This window comes from Agromyces albus (genome assembly GCF_004134825.1).
Taxonomy (GTDB): Bacteria; Actinomycetota; Actinomycetes; order Actinomycetales; family Microbacteriaceae; genus Agromyces; species Agromyces albus.
This window is the reverse complement of sequence record NZ_SDPN01000002.1, coordinates 1-21468: the sequence shown is the minus strand read 5'-3', so window position 1 is coordinate 21468 and position 21468 is coordinate 1. Positions and strand designations below refer to the sequence as shown.

The following is a 21468-nucleotide window of genomic DNA, read 5'->3' as shown; positions in this document are numbered from 1 at the left end:
GGGCGGCCTGCGCGCACTAGCCGATCGGTCAGGTCGTCGCGTCATCCGCCGTCGGTCTGCAGGAACGCGAGCACCGCGGCGACGCGGCGGTGCACGCCCGTCTCGGGGAGGCGGAGCTTTGTGAAGATCGCGTTGACGTGCTTCTCGACGGTCGACGACGAGAGGAAGAGCGATTGCTCGATGCCCGCGTTCGTGCGGCCCCGCGCCATCTCGCGCAGCACGTCGAGCTCGCGCGGCGACAGGGCGGCGAGCGGGCTCGCCGCGGCCGCGCTCCGGCGGCGCACGAGCGTGTCGACGATCTGCGGGTCGATGACGGATCCCCCCGCGCGCACCTCGCGCAGCGCGTGCACGAGGTCTTCGAGGTCGCCGATGCGGTCCTTCAGCAGGTAGCCGAGCCCCGCCGAGCCATCGGCGAAGAGCGCGAGCGCGTAGCTCTCGTCGGCGTGCTGCGAGAACACGACGACGCCCGTGTCGGGGTGCGCCTCGCGGATCGCGCGGGCAGCCTCGATGCCCTCCATGTGATGGCCGGGCGGCATCCGGATGTCGGTGAGCACCGCGTCGGGGTTGAGACGCCGCACGGCGTCGAGCAGCTCGGTCGCGTTGCCGGTGCCCGCGACCACGTCGATCTCGCCGGAGTCCTCGAGGAGACGTCGCACGCCCTCGCGTACGAGGTAGTTGTCTTCAGCGATCACGACTCGCAGCACGCCCGATTCATCCAACGGGATCCGCCTCTCGCTCGATGGGGCGTCTGACGGGCAGCTCGACGAGCACGGTCGTGCCCGAGGGGTCGTTGCCCGAGACGCTCACCGTACCCCGCAGCGCCGCCACCCGGTCGCGGATGTTCGCCAGGCCGCCGCTCGACGCCTGCGCCGCGGACGGCGTGTCGATGCCGCGTCCGTCATCGCTGATCGCGATCCGCAGGCGGCCGTTGCTGCGCGCGAGCTCGACCGAGGCGCGCGTCGCGTTCGCGTGCTTCGCCGTATTCGCGAGCGCCTCCCTCACCACGTAGTACGCCGTCGTCTCGACGTCGGCGGGGAACCGCTCGGCACGAACGCCGTCATCCGCTTCGACCGTCAGCGGGATCGGGAACCTGGCCACGCTCGACTCGACCGCGGCCACGAGACCGTTGTCGCTGAGCACCGGCGGGTGGATGCCGCGGGCGAGTTCGCGCAGGTCGGTGAGCGTCTCCCGGGCCTGGTCCTGCAATTCCGTCAGCTCCTCGGGGGTGAGCTCAGCGCGCTGCAGTCGATTGCGAGCGAGGCGGAGCCCGGCGATCTGCGCCACCAGGGTCTGCTGGATACCGTCGTGCAGGTCGCGCTCGAGGCGCTTGCGCTCGTCGTCTTGCGCGGCGACGAGCCGCTCGCGAGAGGCGGTCAGCTCGTCGAGCTGCTCAGCGAGCTGCGCGGTGAGCCGCACGTTGGCCACGGACGCCGCGGCCTGGCCGGCGACCGTGCGCAGCAGCATCCGCTCGGCATCGCCGTACTCCCCGCGGCGACGCGGGCCCACCTCGATACGTCCGAGGTTCTCGTCGCCGCGCACGAGGTCGCACGACTCGATCGGCTCGCCGGCTCCGGCCAGGTCACCGGCGACGCCCGTCGGCGACGCGGCGAGCACGCCATCCGCCGACGCGAGCCGGATCCGCACCCACGACGCCCCGAGCCCCTCGCGCACCGCCTCGGCCAGCCGGGTGAGCAGCTCGCGAGGCTCGACGGCCTGCTCGAGGCGCGCACCGAGTTCGCTCAGCATGAGGAGCTGGCGGTCGCGGTCGCCGAAGAGCGCGCGGTGGATCCAGCGTTGCATCCAGGTGCGAACAGGCAGCAGGCACACCGCCGCCAGCGTCGTGATGAGCACGGCGGGCACGACCCGCAGTCGACCGGAGAGCAGCACGGCAGGTGTGGCGACGCCGATGGCGTACACGACGGCGATGAGCAGGTTCGAGGAACGGGCCACCAGCCGGCCTCGGTCGCCGGGGGCGATGTCGAATGCGCCGAAACGGAGGATGCCGTGGATCGCAGCGACCGGCAGCGCGATGAGCGACGCGTAGACGCCGAACTCGATGAGCGGGATGCCGGGAAGGAACGTCCACAGGCTGAACATCACGAGGGTCACCGCGACGGTGATGGCCATGACCCGCGTGCGGGTGCGAACCCGGGGCTCGCCGAGCAGCGCGCGGTAGGCGAGCACCCCGAGCCCGAGCAAGACCGCCGGCCATGGCTGAGCGATGAGGTAGTACACGGCCGGGGCCGCCCACTCGAGCCACGGCACGGCGAACGGGTTCGGGATCGCGTCGCCGCTGATGCCGAGATACTGCGGCGTCACCACATGTTGCGTCGTGAGCAGGGTCAGCGGCCCGACGAGCACCGGCGTCCACACGAAGGCGACGGCGATGCGCTGCCAGGGCCGCTCTGTCACACCATCGGGGAACGTGGCGAACATCATCAGCATCGCCGAAGTGGCGACCGCGTCGGCGGTGAGCCCCACGACGTTGAAGAGCGGGAACCACGGCTCCACGAGGAGCTCGATGTTCCGCTGCACGAAGGTCTCATACGCCGAGCCGACGAGCATCGCGGTCGCGGCGAGGGCGACGAGCACCGCGATGCGCGACGACGACACCGTGAGCAGCCACATGCCGAACACGAACAACGGGAGGGCGCCGAGCAGCGGCCAGGCGAGGCCGTGATCGGCGTCACCCTCCACGAACCCGCGGACGACGACGATGTAGACCAGAGCCGCGACCCCGATCGGGCCGAGCGTCGCCAGACACACCCACCTTCGTTCCACAGTCCCATGGTCCTCCTCCCCGACGTGTCGCGGGAGAGGGTCATCCCCGTCCGCCCTTAGCAGCCAGCCCCCATCGAGCGTGCGGAACTCCGCCATGCGAGGTCCGGTCTGCTGCGTTCCGGCATCCGCACCCGACCGCGAGGGTGAGGGTCGAGCGGATGCCGCGACCGGGCGCCGCACGAACAGGGAGAGACATCATGCGCAAGATCTACGCAGGCCTGGCCTGGATCATCGCAGGCGGCGTCGTCGTGCAGGCGGCCGCGATCGCCTTCGCGTTCGGCGGCGTGCTCAACCGCGTGTCGAACGGTGACGTCGTCGACAAGGCGCTCCTCGAGAGCGGCGGGGCGGGCGGCACCGGTGAGCTCGGCTTCTGGATCCACGGAATCGTGGGCGGCGGGGTCATCCCGCTCCTCGCCGTCGCGCTGCTCGTCGGCTCGTTCTTCGTGCGGGTGCGAGGAGCGAAGCTGTGGGCGGCGATCACGCTCGGCCTCGTGGCACTGCAGGTCACGCTCGGCTTCTCGATCACCGACATGCCCTACCTGGGTCTCATCCACGGCGCGAACGCGCTCGCGATCGTGGTCGCCGCGGTGATCGCCGCGCTGCGCATTCGGGGCGAGCGCATCTCGCGCACCCCCGCCGAGGAGGCGACCTCCGATGCCGTCGCGGCGTGAGCTCCTTCGCCGAGCGGCGATCGGCGTCGCGGTCACGACCGCTCTCGGCGCCGGCGCCCTCGCCTGGAGTTCCACGCTGCTCGGCGAGTACTCGGTGATGACCATGGGCGTCGGGCACAGCGGCGACACGCATGCCGGGTACGACGGCCACGCGGAGCACGGAACGAGCAGACCGGGTGCATCCGCGGCATCCGGAACCGCCGGCGACGCGAGTGACGTCGACGTGACCTCGCTGGCAGCCGATCCCGACCGGCCCGCCGACGTGCGCGTCGAGCTCGTCGCTCGGCAGGACACCGTCGAGGTGTCGGGCGGGCACCCCATCGAGGGATATACCGTCAACGGCATGTCACCAGGACCCGAGCTGCGGGCACGGCAGGGCGACCTCGTCGAAGTCGCGCTCGTGAACGAGTCGGTGGCCGACGGCGCGACGTTGCACTGGCACGGCATCGACGTGCCGAATGCTGCCGACGGCGTCGCGGGCATCACGCAAGACGCCGTGCCCGTCGGCGGCCGCCATGTCTACCGCTTCGAGGCGACGGATGCCGGCACGTACTGGTACCACTCGCACCAGGTGTCGCACGAGCAGGTCGAGGGAGGCCTGCTCGGCGCGATCATCATCGAGCCTGCGTCGCCCGCGGACACCGCGGCCGGCCTCGAGGCAACGGCACTGCTGCACGTCTACGGCGGGCAGCACACGCTCAACGGCCGCGTCGCCGACGAGCGCGTCGACGCGTCCCCGGGCGAGACCGTGCGGGTCCGCGTCATCAACACCGACCAGGGCACGGCCGCCGTGTGGTCGGCAGCGCCGTTCCGGGTGCTCGCCACCGACGGGCACGAGGTGAACGAGCCGACCGACGTCGACGGGCAGCGGCTGCTCATCCCGGCCGGCGGGCGAGCGGATGTCGCGGTGCAGGCGCCTCCCGGCGGCGAAGCGGCGCGGCTGCACGTCGGCGGCGCACGCAGCATCCTGATCGGCGACCCCGAGGCATCCGTCCCGCCTGCCGCGCGCCAGCCCTCGGAGACCCTCGACCTGCTCGCCTACGGCACGCAGACCCCGCTGTCGTTCGACCCCGCCACGCCCGAACGCTCGTTCGACTACGTGATCGCGCGGCGCTTCGGGCTCATCGACGGCCGCCCCGGCAACTTCTGGACGATCAACGGGCGCATGTTCCCCGACGTGCCGATGTTCCACGTGAGCGAGGGCGACGTCGTCGTGATGCGCATCGTCAACGACTCGGGCGACGTGCATCCGATGCACCTGCACGGGCACCACATCGTCGTGCTCTCACGCGACGGCGTCGCGGCATCCGGCAGCCCGTGGTGGGTCGACTCCCTCGACGTTCACCCCGGCGAGTCGTACGAGATCGCGTTCGTCGCCGACAACCCCGGCATCTGGAGCGACCACTGCCACACCCTGGGGCATGCGGTCGACGGCCTCGTGGCGCACGTCATGTACGAGGGCGTCTCGACGCCGTTCACCATCAACGGCGCAGCCGGCAACCGACCCGAGTGACGTGCGGCTGCGGCATCCGTCGCGTGCTCAGGCGCCGCCCTCGAATCGAGCCTCGCCGCGATCGTCGAGGGCGGTGAGGATGCGTCGTCGCTGCTCCTCCTCCACCTCGCCGAGTTCGTCGAGCCGGTGCCACCCCACCTCGGTCATCTCGCCGTCGGCCGGATACGGCTCGCCCTCGAGCCACGTGCAGCGGAAGGTGAGGTCGAGGTAGTCGGCCTCGTCGCCGTTGGCGTAGGTGATGCGCGGGATCTGGTGCACCCACGCGAGGCGATCGACGCGGATGCGCACGCCCGCCTCCTCGAGTGCCTCGCGGCGCGCGGCATCCGCCGGCTCCTCGCCTGGGTCGATGATGCCCGTGATCGGGGTGAGCGCACTCGTGTCGGAGCGCCGGCCGAGCAGCACCTCGTCACCACGGAGGATCACCGCCGTCACTCCGGCGAGTGCGAGCGGTCGAGTGCCGACATGGCGGCGCAGTTCGAGCACGAAGTCGGGGGTGGCCATGGCGCCACCCTACTCAACACGCGTTGGTCGCCCGTTCGTCGCGGAAATCGACCGCCTGTCGCACAACGCGACCATTGACCGTTCTCGACGTTTCGGCGCCCGAGATCGCTCCTACGGTGACCGTACGCAACGATGCGACCCGAGGAGGATCCCCATGACGTCAGAGCTGCGGCGAACGACGATCGAAGCCGATTCGAGCGACGAGCTCCAACCTGATCCGAGTCTTCCGCCGACGGCGGTGCCGGAGCGCGAGCTCGAGCGCGAGCGCAAGTGGACCTGGCCGAAGATTCTCCTGTGGGCGGCGGTCGCCCTGCTCGGCGGTATCGCGTGGGTGATGATCGCCATCGTTCGCGGCGAGACCGTGAACGCGATCTGGTTCGTCTTCGCGGCCGTGTGCAGCTACCTGATAGCCTACCGCTTCTACTCGAAGGTGATCCAGCGCTTCATCGCGCGACCCGACGACCGGCGCGCGACGCCCGCCGAGGTCAAGGCCGACGGCAAGGACTACGTCCCGACCGATCGTCGCGTGCTCTTCGGACACCACTTCGCCGCGATCGCGGGCGCCGGGCCCCTCGTCGGTCCCGTGCTCGCCGCGCAGATGGGCTTCCTTCCCGGCACGATCTGGATCATCGTCGGCGTCATCCTCGCCGGCGCCGTGCAGGACTACCTCGTGCTCTTCTTCTCGATGCGCCGCGGCGGTCGCACGATCGGCCAGATGGCCCGCGACGAACTCGGAAAGATCGGCGGCACCGCCGCCATGGTCGCGTCGCTCCTGATCATGCTCATCATCGTCGCGATCCTCGCGCTCGTCGTCGTCAACGCCCTCGGCGAGAGCCCCTGGGGCGTCTTCAGCGTCTCGATGACCATCCCGATCGCGCTCTTCATGGGCGTCTACCTGCGGTACCTCCGCCCGGGCAGGATCACCGAGGTGTCGCTCATCGGCTTCGTGCTGCTCATCGCCGCGATCGTCGCGGGAGGCTGGGTCGCCGCCACCCCGTGGGGCGCCGAGATCTTCCACCTCGACCGCACGACCATCGCCTGGGGCATCATCGTCTACGGCTTCATCGCCGCGGTGCTCCCCGTCTGGCTGCTGCTCGCCCCGCGCGACTACCTGTCGACGTTCATGAAGATCGGCGTCATCGTGATGCTCGCCGGCGCCGTCGTCGTCGTGCGCCCCGAGATCACGGTGCCCGCGTTCAGCGAGTTCGCCGGCGGTGAGCTCGGCCCGGTGTTCTCCGGCCCGCTGTTCCCGTTCCTGTTCGTGACGATCGCGTGCGGTGCGCTCTCGGGATTCCACGCCCTGATCGCCTCGGGCACGACACCGAAGCTCATCGAGAAGGAGCGCCAGACGCGCTTCATCGGCTACGGCGGCATGCTCATGGAGTCGTTCGTGGCGATCATGGCACTCGTCGCCGCGATCTCCCTCGATCGGGGCATCTACTTCGCCATGAACTCGTCGGCCGCCGCGACCGGCGGAACCATCGAGGGCGCGGTCGCGTTCGTCAACGGGCTCGGTCTCATGGGGGTGAACCTCACACCCGACATGCTCTCCTCGGCGGCTGCGGCGGTCGGCGAGGAGTCGATCGTCTCCCGCACGGGCGGCGCACCGACGCTCGCACTCGGGCTCGCGCACATCATGCAGCAGTTCCTCGGCGGCGCTGCGATGGCGGGATTCTGGTACCACTTCGCGATCATGTTCGAGGCGCTCTTCATCCTCACGGCCGTCGACGCCGGCACGCGAGTCGCGCGCTTCATGCTCCAGGACGCGATCGGCAACGTGTTCCCCAAGTTCAAGAACACGGCCTGGCGTCCGGGCGTCTGGATCTCGACCGCGATCATGGTCGCCGGTTGGGGCTACATCCTGATCCTCGGCGTGACCGATCCACTCGGGGGCATCAACACCTTCTTCCCCCTCTTCGGCATCGCGAACCAGCTGCTCGCCGTCATCGCGCTCGCCGTCGTGCTCGCGATCGTCGTCAAGCGCGGCAGGAGCTACTTCACGTGGCTCTGGATCATCGCCGTGCCGCTCGGCTTCGCCGCGGTCGTGACGATCACCGCGTCGATGTTCAAGATCTTCTCGCCGGTGCCGCAAGTGGGCTACTGGGCCAACAACGTCGCGTTCCGCGACGCCTTGGCCGCGGGTGAGACCTCGTTCGGCACGGCGACGAGCGTCGAGGCGATGGAGGCGGTCGTTCGCAACACGTCGGTGCAGGGCACGCTCTCGATCGTGTTCGTCACCCTCGCGATCATCGTGCTCATCACGTCGATCCTCGCGACCATCAAGGCACTGCGGAACGGCGGGGGCGAGAACCACGAGGATCCGCCCGTGGCATCCCGCCGCTTCGCTCCGGCAGGACTGATCGCCACGCCGGCCGAGAAGACCATCGAGCGCGAATGGGCGGCACTCCCCGCCGACCACCAGCCGGAGTCGGTGCGTCACTGATGGCCGAGACGTTGCTCCAGACCCTGAAGCGCGCGCCCGGAGCCATCGCCTGGTACGTCCAAGACCTGATGGGCGACAATTCCTATCAGCGCTATCTTGAACACCACCGCTCGAATCACGGCGAAGAACACCAGCCGCTGAGCGAGCGAGCGTTCTGGCGGCAGAGAATGGATGACCAGGACCGCAACCCGGGGGCGCGCTGCTGCTGACGACGACGTGACGAGGAGCCCACATGATCGACGACGTGTGGGCCCTCGTCCTCGCCGGCGTCGGCATCGGCATCGCGCTGACCCTCCTGTTCCAGCTCGTGTGGCGGCTGATGCGCGGCTCACGCGATCTGGGCAGCGATGCCGAGCGCGCGACCTTCCGCACCCTCTCGCTCGCATCGCGTGCCGCCGTGCACTTGCGCGGGGGTCTCGACACAGGCGATCTCCACCGTGCGTCGCGGGCGTTGCGTTCCCTCTTGGGCAGTGACGCGATCGCCATCGCGAACCGACAGGGGGTCGTCTCCATCGACGGGCGGCCGAGCCTCTCGGATGCCGCGTGGCACGTCGCCTCGAGCGTGATCGAGACCGGCCAGCGACAACTGCTCACCTCGAGCTCCGACGCGGAACCCGCCGCGGTCGGAGCACCCGTCGTCGCCAATGGCAGAGTCGTCGGCGTGATCGTCGCCTTCGCCCCCAAGGTTCGCCCGCCACTCGTGCGGGCGACGACCGAGGTCGCGAAGTGGTGCGGGGCGCAGATCGAGCTCGGCGAGCTCGAGACCTCGCGCGCCGCCCTCGCCGAGGCGGAATTGCGAGCCCTCCGCGCGCAGATCAGCCCCCACTTCGTCTACAACGCGCTGGGCGCCATCGCGTCGTACATCACCACCGACCCCGAGCGGGCCAGGGACCTCGTGCTGGACTTCGCGGACTTCACCCGGTACTCGTTCCGGCGGCAGGGCGAGTTCACGACGCTCGCCGAGGAGCTCAAGAGCGTCCATTCCTACGTTGAGCTCGAGCGGGCCCGCTTCGAGGAGCGCCTGAGCGTCACGCTGCAGATCGCTCCCGAGACGCTCACGACCGTCATCCCGTTCCTCAGCGTGCAACCGCTCGTCGAGAACGCGGTGCGGCACGGACTCGAACCCCGCGAGCGCGGCGGCACCATCGTCATCGCGGCGCGCGACGACGGCACGCACACCGAGATCACGGTCGACGACGACGGGGTCGGCATGCAACCGGAAGAGCTGCGAGCACTGCTCACCGCCGGCGAGATCACCGACCACGTCGGCTTGCGTAACGTCGACTCCCGCATCCGCCGCATCTACGGCGACGACCACGCACTCGTGGTCGAGACGAACCCCGGGGCGGGCACGATGGTGCGCATGCGCATTCCCAAGTCGCAGCCGTTCAACGAGACGGAAAGGCCGGTCGACCGATGACAGCCGCAGACGAGTCAGGAGCCGACCCCGGCGCGAGCGCCGCGACGATCGACGTGCTCATCGCCGACGATGAACGCCCGGTGCTCGACGAGCTGGAACAGCTGTTGCGCCGTGATGCGCGCATCGGCGGGATCTGGCGGGCCTCCTCCGGTTCTGAAGCGATTCGCCTGCTCGCCGAGCACCAAGTCGACGCCGCGTTCCTCGACATCCACATGCCCGGCCTGTCGGGGTTCGACCTGGCGCGCGCGATGTCGCGGTTCACGCAGCCGCCGGCGATCGTGTTCGTCACTGCCGACGAGGCCGGCGCAGTCGAGGCGTTCGACTTCGCCGCCGTCGACTTCATCCTCAAGCCCATCCGCCGCGAACGGCTGCACCGCGCCATCGGGCGCATCATCGCCGGTCGCGAGACGCCCGAACAGCCTGAGACGATCCCCGATGAGAGCATCCCGGTCCGAGTCGGGCACATCACCCGCGTCGTCCATCGCAACGACGTGCGCTGGGTCCAGGCCGAGGGCGACTACTCGCGACTCGTCACCGAGACCGGCAGCCACCTGATCCGCGAGTCGATCTCCGACCTCGAGCTGCGCTGGGCCGAGGCGGGCTTCATCCGGGTCCATCGCTCGTACCTCGTCGATCGCAACGCCATCAGCACGATCAGGCTCACCGGCACGCACCCCTCGGTCAGCGTCGGCTCGGAGGAGATCCCGGTCAGCCGGCGATCGATCGCCGCGGTTCGCGAGGCGATCCTGCAGCCCCGTGAGGGCCGAGCATGACCGATCCGGATGCCTCGCGCGGCGGGCCGCCCGCCGAACCTCGCCGCGGGCAGGGCAAGCCGGTCCGTGAGCGAGTGAGCTCCGCCGACCAGCCCTCGAATCGAGCTGAGCCGCTGGTGCGCGTGGGCGCCTCACAGGTCAGCGAGGCGGAGACGGTGTTCACCCGCAGCCTCATGCGCACCCAAGGCCGCCTCGCGCTGGCGTGCGTGCTCTCGTTCGTCGTGGTCGTGGCATCCGTCACCTTCGTGATCAGCCGGGTGCCCGAGCTGCACGACCTCTCGATCGGCGGCGTGCCGCTGCCCTGGTTGATCCAGGCCTACGGCTTCTACCCGATCATCATCATCTATGCCGTGGTCTTCGCGGTCGCGGCGACGCGCACCGAGCGCCGGTTCAACGCCCTCGTGGAGCACGAATGAACCCGATCCTCGCGGTCGCCGCGATCGCGCTCGTGCTCGTCGTCACGTCGCTCATCGGCGTCTACGGACTGCGCATCTCTCGCACCACGAGCGACTTCTTCGTGGCATCCCGCACGGTGCGCCCCATCTGGAACGCCTCCGCCATCAGTGGCGAGTACCTCTCGGCCGGCACGTTCCTCGGGCTGTCGGGGCTCGTGCTCCTCTCGGGCTCCGACGCGTTCTGGTTCCCCATCGGCTACGCCGCCGGATACCTGCTCGTGCTCATGTTCGTCGCCGCACCCCTGCGGCGGAGCGGCGCGTACACGATCCCCGACTTCATCCACGCCCGCCTCGACTCGATCACCGCTCGCCGGATCACGAGCGCCCTCGTGCTCGTCATCGGCTGGCTCTACATCGTGCCCCAGCTGCACGGCGCCGCACTCGCGGTCAACGTCGTCGCCGACATCCCGCCGTGGGTGGGCGCCGTGGTCGTCGCCGTCGTCGTGAGCGGCTCGGTCGCGGCGGGCGGCATGCGCTCCATCACCTTCGTGCAGGCGTTCCTGTTCTGGCTCAAGCTCGGGGCACTCCTCGTGCCCGTCATCTTCTTCGTGATCACGCTCGGCGGGCACGAGCCGCGCATCGACCCCGAGCTCGTGTTCCCTGCCGAGCACGGTCCGAGCGGACTCGACGCCTACACGACGGCGTCGCTGCTGCTCGCCCTGCTCTGCGGCACGATCGGCCTGCCGCACGTGCTCGTGCGGTTCTACACGAGCCCGACCGGGAGTTCGGCGCGCTGGACCACCGTCATCGTCATCGCCATGATCAGCGCCTTCTACATGGTCTCGGGCACGATCGGCCTCGTCGCCCGGGCCACCGCACCCGACCTCGCCAAGCCGGGCATCGCCGACACCGTGGCACTCCTGCTGCCCTCGCGCCTGATCCCCGGCATTGCGGGAGAGCTGCTCACCGCGCTCGTCATCGCCGGCGCCCTGGCAGCGTTCCTGGGCACGTCGTCGGGACTCGTCGTGTCGCTCTCGAGTGTCGTCAGCCAGGACCTGTTCCACGGCACCGTGCGCTCCTTCCGATGGGCGGCCGTCGTCTGCGCCGCCGTGCCGCTGGGATTCGCGCTCGCAACGGTTCCCCAGGGCCTCGTGACCTCCGTCGCCAATGTGTTCGTCTTCGCCGCCTCGGCGCTCTCACCCGTCATCGTGCTCGGAATCTGGTGGCGCCCCCTGACGGCTCGAGGCGCGATCGCCGGGATGCTCGTCGGGTCCGTGCTCTGCGCGGCCGCGCTCATCGCATCGTCGGTGTTCGGGCCGCAGGCCGGCGCCGCGGCCGCGTTGCTCGCACAACCCGGAGCCTGGACGATCCCTGCCGCCGCACTGACCACGATCGCCGTCTCGCTGCTCGACCGCCGCACGCCCCTGAACACCGACCGGATGCTCAGCCGGCTGCATACGCCGGAGCTCCCTCGCGTGAGCGGATCGTCGAGCGGGTCGTGACGCGCGGGCGGCGCCGTCTGCGCCGTGGCGCTCTCGCGACGAGGGGCGGAGCCGACCGAAGTCGACCCCGCCCCTCGGCGCACGCGCCGGCTACTTTTTCCGCACCAGCACCTCCGCCGACGGCGCCGACACCGGTGACGAGCCGATCTCGTTGTGCGCCACGATGGTCGCGCGGTACTTCGCACCGGGCTGCAGGCCGGTGAACGTCACCGTGGCCGAGGTGCCGCCGACCTCCTTGACGAGGGTCGGCTGATCGGTCCCACGCGGCGTCAGCGTGATCGTGTAGCCCGAGATCGCACGGCCGCCGTCGTCGGGCGCCTCCCAGCGCACCGTGATCGACGCCGGTCCGGCCGTCACCTTGGGCGCGCCGGGCTGCGCGGGCGCCGTGGGCAGTGGCAGCACCGGCCCGACCTCGGCGCTCGCGGTCGACGGGCTCCAGAGCGGCTTTGCGGCGGTCACCGTGACACCGATCGTCGCGTCGAGGTCGGCCGGCGTGAGCACGTACTCGACGCCGGTGGCGTCGGCGATGGCCTCGCCGTCGCGCGTCCACTGGAAGGCCGACGCGGTCCACGGATCGGCCACCGCGGCGGTGAGCGTCTGCCCGACCTCCGCCTGGCCGCCGATCGCGACGCCGAGTGGCTCGGGATCGACCACGGTCTGCGCGTCGACGCTCTCGAGAGTCGGCGTAACGGTCTTCATGAGGCCGTTCTCGTCGAACTCGATGCGGTCGATCGTCGTCTCGCGGTGGGTCCCGTTGCCGTCGGGCATCGCGAACCGGTGGTAGGCGATGTACCAGTCGTCGGTGCCCGGCACGTTGATCACCGAGTTGTGTCCCGTTCCGCGGATCCCGAGCGACGTGTCCTTCTGCAGGATGACGCCGCGGTAGGTCCACGGTCCGTCGACGCTCGTCGCGGTGGCGTAGCCGACGCGGTAGTTCTCCGAGCCGGTGTCGTCGATCGAGTACGTGAGGTGGTACAGCCCGTCACGGAAGTTGACGAAGGTGCCCTCACGGAACGACGTCAGGCCGCCGATCGTCTTGATGGTCTCCGGCTTGATCGACACCATGTCGTCGTTGAGCTCGGCGTAAAGCGGGCTGCCGTTGCCCCAGAACAGGTAGTGCTTGCCGGTCACCGGGTCGTGGAACGCGGCCGGGTCGATCGCCTGCCCCGACTTCACCGCCTCCCCGTTGGTGATCATCGCCGTCGACTGGGCGACGAACGGACCCTCGGGATGGTCGGCGACCGCGACGCCGATCGTCTTGCGGTTGAGCGCCGCGTTGTGACCGCTGAAGTAGAAGTAGAACTTCCCGCCGCGCTCGATGATGGTCGGCGCCCACGCATTCCCCGTGGCCCAGGGAACATTGCCGTTCGCGCCGTCGAGGGTCAGGAAGGGCTCGGCCGAGCGCTCCCAGTCGACGAGGTCCTTCGACTTCCAGACATAGAACTCTTTGCCGCCCCAACCGGCGAACCCGTCGGTGGTCGCGTAGATGTAGTACGTGTCACCGAACACCGCGATGTTCGGGTCGGCGTACAGGCCCGGCAGCACCGGGCTCGCCATCACGCGCGCCTGCATCGTCCACGTCGCCGTCGAGCCGTCGGGTGCGGTCAGCGTGACCACCAGCGGCTCACCGAGGTCGACGGTGTCGCCCGAGGCCGGCGAAGCCGTCACGCCGTCGGCGATGCCGAAGACCGGCGTGAGCGCCGCGACATCCGTGCCGGGAACGACCGGGAAGACCACCGTGCGTGCCGCAGCATCGACGATCGGCGCGATCTTCAACTGCGAGGGGTCGGCGAGCGTGACTCCGGCGAGCGCCGCGGTGTTGCCCGACCGGGTCAGCACCTCGCCCGGGCTCAGCGCGCGGTTGTAGAGCGCGAACTCGCGGAACTGGCCGCGGAAGCGCGGGTCGGCGTTGTAGAGCGACCGGCCGAGGTAGTTGGCGATCGTGCTCCCGCCGCCGATGTCGCCGGGGTCGAGCGTCACGCCCGTGTTCCTGGCGACCTCGACGCCGTCGAGGTACAGACGCGCGGTCGTGCCCTCGAGCGTGTAGGTGAGGTGCACCCACTTGTCGCGCGGCAGCGCCGAACCCGAGCTCACGTTCTGCTCCGTGGTCCAGTTGCCCGACGCGATGCCGGTGCGATAGGCGCTGTTGCCCGTGGTGAAGAGATACCCCGAACCGACACCGGATGCGTCGGTGTTGCCGAAGCCGTAGATGAAATAGGAGCCCGACTGCGAGGGGCTGATCTTCACGTCTGCTTCGACCGTGACGTCTTCGACGCCCGTCAGGAGGTGGTCGGGCAGGTCGACGTAGTCGTCGGTGCCGTCGAACGTGAGCGCGTCGCCCTGCCAGGCGGCACCGCCGACGATCGTGCCGTCGTTGCCCATGCCCGAACGGTCGGCGACGACCGTGCCGGCGGCATCCGTGAAGTCATAGCGCAGGATCTCGCCGTCTTCGTTGGCCTCGACCGGTGGCGGGCCTGCCGTGAGCCGCTCGAGCTCGGCAGCGGTGACCGGCAGCACGGTGCCGTGCCGCGGGCTCGCGGGCAGGTCGTATTCGGGTGCCACGGCCCACGACGGGTTGGCGATGTCGTCGGTCTGAAGCGGGATGTACCCGCGTCCGCCGAACTCGTCGACGAAGAGATAGGTCTTGTCGCCGTTGACGTCGCCCGGGTTCGCGTTGAAGACCGTCGGCCCTTCGACGGCGCTCGTGCCGGCGTCGCGGCCGATGCACGAGTCGATCATCGTCCACGACGTGAGGGGCGCGCGCAGCTCGGTCGACGTCTCCTGGATGATGTCGCTGCATCCGGTGCTGCCGGCGCCCTCGTCCTTCGTGAACCGGTGGTACGTGTCACCGTCCTTGATCACGGTCGAGTCGATGCGCGACATGCCGTCCTGCCAGATCTGCGGCTCGCTGAAGGTGACGAAGTCGCGGGTGGTGGCGTACAGCATCCGGTTGTAGGTGTTGCCGGTGTGACCGGGGTCGTTCTCGGCGTAGAGCTTCGAGGCCCAGAACACCACGAACGCGCCGATCGATTCGTCGTAGTACGCCTCGGGCGCCCACGTGTTGCCGGCCGTGTCGGGCGAGACCTTCACGTGCCGCTGCTCCGACCAGTTCACGAGGTCGTGCGACTCCCACACCTCGAGGTGCAACGAGCCCTGGCGCTGCGAGGCGTCCCAGCTGGTGCCGCCGCCGATCGAGAGGTCGGTGGCGATCAGGTAGAACGTGTCGCCCTCGGGCGAGCGGATGATGAACGGATCGCGCAGGCCCTTCGTGCCGAACTTCGACGTCAGTGTGGGCTGCCCGCCGTTGAGCTCGGTCCAGTCGAGCGCGTTGTTGCCGTTGCTCGCCGCGAAGTAGATGTTCTCGCCCGCGATCGAGTTGCCGGTGAAGTACGAGAACGCGTAGCCCTCGAAGGGCTCGAGCGCCACTGCCGCGCGCACGGTCGCGACGAACTCGCGCGTGGCCGTCGCCCCATTGCGGGTGACCGTGGCGGTGAGCGTCACGTCGGTGTCGGAGGCGGGCCGCACGACCACGCCGTCGGTCGTGATCGTCGCCGGTGCCGACGATGCCCAGGCGATCTGTGTGCCCGCGGGGGCACCGGGAAGCGTGAGGTTGCCGCGCACGTCGTCGACGTTCGTGATCGCGAGCGCCGCTGCCGCCGCGTCGACGATGGCCTGGTCGTCTTCCTCGGCGATCACGGTCGCCACGAACTGCTTCGTGCCGGTGGCACCGCCGCGCGTGACGGTGGCGGTGAGCGTGACGGATGCGTCGCCGTCGGATGCCGCTGGGCGCGTGACGACGCCCGAAGCCGAGATCACCTCGGGGTCGCTCGACGCCCACGCGATGGCGGCGCCGTTCGGTCCCGACGTCGGGAGCGTCAGGTTGCCCTCGACGGCCGAGAGGTCGCCGAGGTCGAGCACCGCGAGGTCGCGGTCGACCTTGACCTGGTCGGCGGGCTGCAGCGCCGCCACCTCCACGGCGGTGAGCGCCACCTCGTAGATGCGGAAGTCGCGCAGGCTCCCCGCGAGGTAGCGGTCGGCGGTGTACACGGATCGGCCGAGGTAGTTCGCGGCTGTGACGCCGTTGCCGATCGCACCAGGAGTGATCGTCACGTTCGTGTTCTGCGCCACCTGCACGCCGTCGAGGTAGATGCGCGCCGTGTTCGAGGCGTCGTCGAGCGTGTAGGTGATCGTCTTCCACACGCCGCGAGCGAGGTTCGCGCCGCTCGACGCGGTCTGCTCGGTCGACCAGTTGCCGGTCGCGATCGACGACTTGAAGGCATTGCCCGTGGAGAACAGGTAGCCGTTGCCGACGCCCGACGAGTTGGTGTTGCCCATGCCGTAGATGAAGTACGGCGTGGACTGCGTCGTGCGGATGAGCACCTCGGTGCTCACGGTGATCGAGGTGAGCCCGGCGAGGATGTTGTTCGGCAGCCGCACATGGTCGTCGACCCCGTCGAGCCGCACGCCCTCGCCCCCGGTGAGGGTCGGGCCGCCCATGATCGTGGCGTCTCGGCCGTTGCCCGACTGGTCGGCGGCGAGCGCGCCGCTCGTCTCGTCGAGCGTGTAGTGGGCGACGAGACGTTCATCTGGAGCGGCGAACGCGGGTTGGGTGGCCGTGAGCGCGACGGAGACGCCGAGGAGCGCGGCGGTCACCCCCGCCACGGATCGTCGAACGACGTTGTGCTTCATTGCGCAATCCTTCGGACGTGCCCCGGCATCGCGGACGGGGTCGCAGACATGACAAGCGTGATGTTATCGCTCACAATCCGCGATCACAACATTGTGTTGTTGATGTGTTGCGGCTCGTGAACACAGTGGTGCGGCTGTGCAGGCCGCCAATGTGATCCCTCACATGGGTGCATCGATACCGTGGATGCGGCGCTTCGTCACTCCCAGCCCTGGACGCATCACCCCGCCGAATCAGGCCGAGGACCCGAGATCAGGACCGAAGGCATCTACTGCCGGCGCTCGCCTGCGCGCGTCTCGGATCGAGACGCCTTCAGGCGGCCACCCGCACGTCGGTTGGAGCGGCGCGCATGGCGGCATCGGGCACGGCGATGAATGGGCGTTCGGGGTGGGTGCGGAGAACGTGGCCGGCGGGTGAGGTCCAACGGATGACGCCGCCTGGCTCCTGTGTCATCCGCCACCGGGATCGGTGCTTGAGACGGTGGTGTTTGCGGCAGAGGTGGGCGAGGTTCTCGTGGCTGGTGGCTCCGCCGTGCGCCCAGTCGACGGTGTGGTCGAGGTCGGCCTGGCGAGCGCGTCGCCCGCAGCCCGGGAAGCGGCATCCGCCGTCACGCACCGCGAGGTATCCGGCGAGGTCGACGGGCACCCGGTACGAGGTGCGGCCGTAGGAGAGGAACGCGCCCGTCTCGGGGTGGGTGAGGATGCGCTGGAAGCTCGGCGCATGCGCCGCGAGCCGGCGGGCGGTCTCGGCGTCGATCGGCCCGTGCCCGTCGAGCTCGGCCGGCTCGTCGCTCAGGCCGAGCAGCGACAGCACCGGCACGGTCACGAGGATCCGCGGCGTGACCGCGCCGATCACGGTGAACGGGGCGGCATCGCCCTCGACGAGTGTGCCCCCGAGCAGCAGGTCGCCCGCGAGGTCGGCGACGCGCTGGGTCGTCGTACGTGGGTCGTGCGCGGTGACGGATGCCGCGGTATCCGTCACATCAGCGCCGTCGGCTTCGGCCGCCCGAGCGACGATTAGGTCGAGCCTGGCCTTGATCGCGTGCGCCCGCTCGGCTTCGAGGAGGATGCTGAGCCAGGCCATGCCGTCAGCCGCCGGCTCCACGCAGACGCGGCGATCATGTGCGGCGGCGGCGCGGCGTTCGTCGAGCGGCTGCGGCTCGAGGCGCTCGCGCAACCGGCGCAGGCTGCGGCGAAGCGACGCGTTCGTCTGCCGGGCCGCACGCTCGATCGCCTCCCGCTCGAGGCGCGCCGTCAACTCGGCCGACGCACCCGAGGTGACCTCCATGATCGTGTGCACCTGGGCGAGCCCCACGACACCGGCGGCGAAGGCCGCGGCCGTCGCGGGCAGTTCGGCGAGCCGGGCGGCGTCGCCGACCATGGCGGACGCGCGCAGCTCACTCACGACGAGCGTCGTCGCGAGCTCGGCGATGAACGAGCGCGTCGCGAATTCGCGATCACCCGACGAGCTGCCATCGTGCACCCCCTCGAGCTGGGCAGCACGAGCACGGGCACGCGCCACGAGCCGCAACTGCTCCGCCTGAGCGACACGAATCTCGCGCTCGAGCGCCACGATCGCATGGAGATCAGCTGCCAGATCACGCTCGAGCGATGACGACGACAGGTGCGTCTGCATCGCTTCGACGGGTGGCCTCATGCTTCGATTCCACCACGACCCACTGACATTCCGACGGCATCGCAGGGACGCTGGAAATGGTCATTTACCGGCCCTTTCCAAAATCCGCCACTTCGAGATCGTACGGCATCAGCCGATCAGATACACGAGGCCCTCGCCCCTCGTAGCAAGTGATCGAGTAAAGTCGCGAGCCGCCGTCATGTAGCTCCGCACGTAGTCCGTCGCGCCGTCGAAGCGGCAGTCGATCAAGGTCGGATCTGCCTCTGCGAGCGCGAGCTCGAGGTCGTTGGCGATAGCCGCAACCTCATCGGGATCGAGTACGCGCCGGAAGCCGATCCAGCCGAGATCGACGAACGTCACCGCGCCACGGACGAGTTCGGCGGCTGGTCGTGGAGTGGAAGTGTCGACCCCGAACTTCCCCTGAAGACAGCCCCAGCACTTATCGAGATAGAGCATGCGAGGTCGCGGCTCCGTTCCACCCCAGGCATCCATGAGCGGGTCGATGCCGAGATACCGGTCTGGGTCTCGCTTCGCATCATCGATGTCATCTGACGCAAGCGGATAGGCGTAGTAGCGGATTCCTATGTCGATACGGTCACTCCGCGGCGCGCACAATCTCGGTGTTGGCGGTCGATCTGAGGAAGATCGGCCTTGACCAGTGCCATGTGGAGGACGGGTGAGGAATGGCCCCCTGATCTGGCGCCGTCGGCCTGACCTGACGATCGCCCGCGCACGGACTGGCTCGACTCGTACTTCGCTCATGAGGAGCTCTACACGACCATCGGTATTGCACTGGAACGGACAGCGGGCGTCGAGCGCTGAAGCAGTGGGGTGCATCACGGGCGGACGCCTACCGCCGGACCGCAGGGCCTCACTCCGAGGCGACGTCGATGAGCACCTTGCCGACCACACCGCCCTCGACGGCGTCATGCGCGGCCACGGTCTCCTCGAGCGGGTACCTGTGCACCGGGAGGCCAGCTTCGGCACCGATCGCCAGGGCTCCGTCGCGCGCCGCGGCCGTCACGTCTTCGCCGGCCGCGATCCAGGCATCCGCCCCCATCGTGTAGATCAGCACGAACTGGTAGCGGAGGTTGAGCATGATGGCCCGGCCGAAGTCGAGCGTCACCGGCGCACCGCCGTCGTTGCCGTAGCTCGCGATCGTGGAGCGTTCGTGCGTCACAGACTGGTCGAGCTCGGCATTCGCGCCCGCGGCGACCTCGACCACGAGATCGACGCCGCCGGGCGCGATCCCTCGGACTTGGGCCGCGGCATCCGCATCCCGATAGTTGACGACGTGGTGGGCGCCCGCGGCGGTGGCGAGCGCTGCCTTCTCGTCGCCGCTCACCGTCGTGAGCACCGTTGCGCCGGCCCAGCGAGCGAGCTGAATAGCGGCGTGGCCGACGGCACCCGCTCCCCCGGCGACCAGCACGGTCTTCCCATCGAGCGCGCCGGGGTGCAGTCGCGCCGGTGCATCCTCCGACACGGTCAGCGCGCGGTGCGCCGTGACCGCGGGAACGCCGAGGCTCGCCCCGACATCGAACGACACCTCGTCGGGCAGCGGGAACGCCCGCTCGGCGAGCGTGATGAGGTACTCCTGCGCCGTGCCCGACACCGCACGCTTCCAGCCCGAGATCGCCAGCCACACGCGGTCGCCCACGGCGAAGTCCGTGACGCCCGGGCCCACCGCATCGACCACGCCGGCGCCATCCTGGTTGGGCACGGTCTCACCGGTGGCGGCCGCGGATCCAGACCCGCGGCGTGCCTTCCAGTCCGTGGGGTTCACTCCGGAGACGGCGACCCGCACCCGCAGTTCCCCCGGGCCCGGCTCCGCGATCTCCCGCTCCGACAGTTCGAGCACCGAGGAGTCCCCGGTGCGGCGGTAAACGATGGCTCTCATGGTGGGTGCAACCGAGCCGGCTCGCTCGTGATTCCACTCTCGGTCGACCGGCAGCACAGTCGGTCAAGGCGACCTCCGCGTCGTATACTCGTCCCGTCACGGCTCACGACGCGCCGGTGCTTGAAAAAAGAGCACGAAGCCGACGCCGCCACAAGCGGTTCGCGCGAGACACATACGGAACCCCGCATCCGTCATCGTCTCGAAAGGCTTCGCCATGCCCTCCGTCTCCTCGCACGTCGCCCGCACGCTCGCCGCCCACGTCGACCACGTCTTCGGCGTCATGGGCAACGGCAACGCCTGGTTCCTCGACGCGCTCGAACGCGAGACCGGCGCGCAGTTCACCGCCGTGCGCCACGAGGTCGGCGGCGTCGTCGCGGCCGACGCATACTTCCGCGCCTCGCGCCGGCTCGCCGCGGCCACCGCGACCTACGGCGCCGGATTCACGAACACCCTCACGGCCCTCGCCGAGGCCGCGCAGGCGCGCGTGCCGCTCGTACTCGTCGTCGGCGACGAGCCCACCTCGGGGCGGCGCCCATGGGACGTCGACCAGATCGCGCTCGCATCGGCCGTCGGTGCACGCACCTATACGGTCGGCCGAACGGATGCCGCTGCCACGACCGTCACCGCGATCGAGCACGCCCTCGCCTACCGCAGGCCCGCAGTACTCGCGATCCCCTACGACGTCGGCGGCCTCGAGGCGGGCGAGCCCGGAGTGACGCCGGAGCCCCGGCTCCCGCGCCCGATGGCACCCGCGGGCGTGTTCGCGACCCGCGCCGTGGCCGAGGCCGCCCAGGCGCTCGCAAGCGCGAAGCGCCCCTTCCTCCTAGCCGGTCGGGGGGCGTGGCTCGCCGGAGCCGGCGAGGCCCTCGGCGAAATCGCCGCAGCCACGGGCGCCCTCACCGCGTCGACGGCCCTCGGGCGAGGCGTCTTCCCCGACGGTCGCTACGACCTCGGCGTCACCGGCGGCTTCGGTGCCGAGCGCGCGATGGAGCTCGTGCACGAGGCCGACGTCGCCGTGGTGTTCGGCGCTTCGCTCAACCAGTTCACGATGCGCTTCGGCGAGCTCTTCGCGCCCGGCACGCGGGTCGTGCAGGTCGATGTGGCGCCTGCCGCGACGCATCCGCATGTCGGCGCCTTCGTGCGCGGCGACGCCGCCATCGTCGCCCGCGCGCTCGTCGCCGAGCTGCACGCCCTCGGCGCGACCCCGCCTGGATGGCGCGAGTCGGTCGACGTTGCGGCGCTCGCGGCCC

16 protein-coding genes are annotated in these 21468 nt (G+C 69.8%); 9 read left to right on the top strand and 7 right to left on the bottom strand.

Features of this window, described 5'->3' with window-relative positions:
• Window positions 1-41 precede the first annotated feature (41 nt).
• Both ESP51_RS01280 and ESP51_RS01275 read right to left on the bottom strand, forming a co-directional pair.
• On the bottom strand, window positions 42-719 hold the full coding sequence (locus ESP51_RS01280; RefSeq protein ID WP_338420331.1) for a response regulator transcription factor: 678 nt from the start codon (window positions 717-719) through the stop codon (window positions 42-44).
• A complete protein-coding gene (locus tag ESP51_RS01275) occupies window positions 712-2781 on the bottom strand; it encodes a sensor histidine kinase (RefSeq protein WP_129519078.1) in 2070 nt (689 codons plus the stop codon). The genes ESP51_RS01280 and ESP51_RS01275 overlap by 8 nt, the downstream gene beginning before the upstream one ends.
• Window positions 2782-2978: 197 nt before the next feature.
• Between ESP51_RS01275 and ESP51_RS01270 the strand changes: the two genes are divergently transcribed.
• Together ESP51_RS01270 and ESP51_RS01265 are read left to right on the top strand one after the other, a co-directional pair.
• Window positions 2979-3452 (top strand): hypothetical protein, encoded by a 474-nt coding sequence (locus ESP51_RS01270; RefSeq protein ID WP_129519077.1) that lies wholly within the window; start codon window positions 2979-2981, stop codon window positions 3450-3452.
• Complete coding sequence (locus ESP51_RS01265) at window positions 3436-4965, top strand: multicopper oxidase family protein (protein WP_206737151.1); 1530 nt, start codon at window positions 3436-3438, stop codon at window positions 4963-4965. Before ESP51_RS01270 ends, ESP51_RS01265 begins: the two co-directional genes overlap by 17 nt.
• A 27-nt stretch (window positions 4966-4992) precedes the next feature.
• On the opposite strand, the gene ESP51_RS01260 is transcribed toward ESP51_RS01265, so the two are convergent.
• Window positions 4993-5466 (bottom strand): NUDIX hydrolase, encoded by a 474-nt coding sequence (locus ESP51_RS01260; RefSeq protein ID WP_129519076.1) that lies wholly within the window; start codon window positions 5464-5466, stop codon window positions 4993-4995.
• Window positions 5467-5620: 154 nt separating this feature from the next.
• Between ESP51_RS01260 and ESP51_RS01255 the strand changes: the two genes are divergently transcribed.
• Genes ESP51_RS01255 through ESP51_RS01230 form a run of 6 tightly spaced genes read left to right on the top strand, consistent with a single transcriptional unit; the run spans window position 5621 to window position 11999 of the window.
• Entirely contained in the window at window positions 5621-7909 is a 2289-nt protein-coding gene (locus ESP51_RS01255; protein ID WP_129519075.1) for a carbon starvation CstA family protein, read from the top strand.
• Complete coding sequence (locus tag ESP51_RS01250; RefSeq protein ID WP_129519074.1) at window positions 7909-8118, top strand: YbdD/YjiX family protein; 210 nt, start codon at window positions 7909-7911, stop codon at window positions 8116-8118. The genes ESP51_RS01255 and ESP51_RS01250 overlap by 1 nt, the downstream gene beginning before the upstream one ends.
• Window positions 8119-8141: 23 nt before the next feature.
• The gene (locus ESP51_RS01245) at window positions 8142-9329 is read left to right on the top strand and encodes a sensor histidine kinase (protein WP_129519073.1); all 1188 of its coding nucleotides are present in this window, start codon (window positions 8142-8144) and stop codon (window positions 9327-9329) included.
• Window positions 9326-10102 carry a LytR/AlgR family response regulator transcription factor gene (locus ESP51_RS01240; RefSeq protein WP_129519072.1) on the top strand — a complete coding sequence of 259 codons (777 nt, stop codon included), beginning with the start codon at window positions 9326-9328 and terminating at the stop codon, window positions 10100-10102. Before ESP51_RS01245 ends, ESP51_RS01240 begins: the two co-directional genes overlap by 4 nt.
• A complete protein-coding gene (locus ESP51_RS01235) occupies window positions 10099-10518 on the top strand; it encodes a heavy metal transporter (protein ID WP_129519071.1) in 420 nt (139 codons plus the stop codon). Before ESP51_RS01240 ends, ESP51_RS01235 begins: the two co-directional genes overlap by 4 nt.
• The gene (locus ESP51_RS01230) at window positions 10515-11999 is read left to right on the top strand and encodes a sodium/solute symporter (protein ID WP_129519070.1); all 1485 of its coding nucleotides are present in this window, start codon (window positions 10515-10517) and stop codon (window positions 11997-11999) included. The genes ESP51_RS01235 and ESP51_RS01230 overlap by 4 nt, the downstream gene beginning before the upstream one ends.
• 90 nt (window positions 12000-12089) lie before the next feature.
• On the opposite strand, the gene ESP51_RS01225 is transcribed toward ESP51_RS01230, so the two are convergent.
• The 4 genes from ESP51_RS01225 to ESP51_RS01210 all read right to left on the bottom strand — a co-directional run bounded on the left by ESP51_RS01225 (window position 12090) and on the right by ESP51_RS01210 (window position 20218).
• Window positions 12090-16688: a family 43 glycosylhydrolase gene (locus tag ESP51_RS01225; protein ID WP_164990342.1), complete on the bottom strand. Its 4599-nt coding sequence runs from the start codon at window positions 16686-16688 to the stop codon at window positions 12090-12092.
• Between the two features lie 310 nt (window positions 16689-16998).
• Window positions 16999-18342: an HNH endonuclease gene (locus ESP51_RS01220; RefSeq protein WP_129519069.1), complete on the bottom strand. Its 1344-nt coding sequence runs from the start codon at window positions 18340-18342 to the stop codon at window positions 16999-17001.
• A 108-nt stretch (window positions 18343-18450) separates the two neighbouring features.
• A complete protein-coding gene (locus ESP51_RS01215) occupies window positions 18451-18681 on the bottom strand; it encodes a hypothetical protein (RefSeq protein ID WP_129519068.1) in 231 nt (76 codons plus the stop codon).
• 511 nt (window positions 18682-19192) lie between these two features.
• Window positions 19193-20218, bottom strand: a complete 1026-nt coding sequence (locus ESP51_RS01210) for an NADPH:quinone reductase (protein ID WP_129519067.1) — start codon at window positions 20216-20218, stop codon at window positions 19193-19195.
• 214 nt (window positions 20219-20432) lie between these two features.
• Here ESP51_RS01210 and ESP51_RS01205 point away from each other — a divergent pair.
• Window positions 20433-21468 (top strand): thiamine pyrophosphate-binding protein (locus ESP51_RS01205; protein WP_164990341.1); only part of this gene is annotated, 1036 nt, incomplete at its 3' end.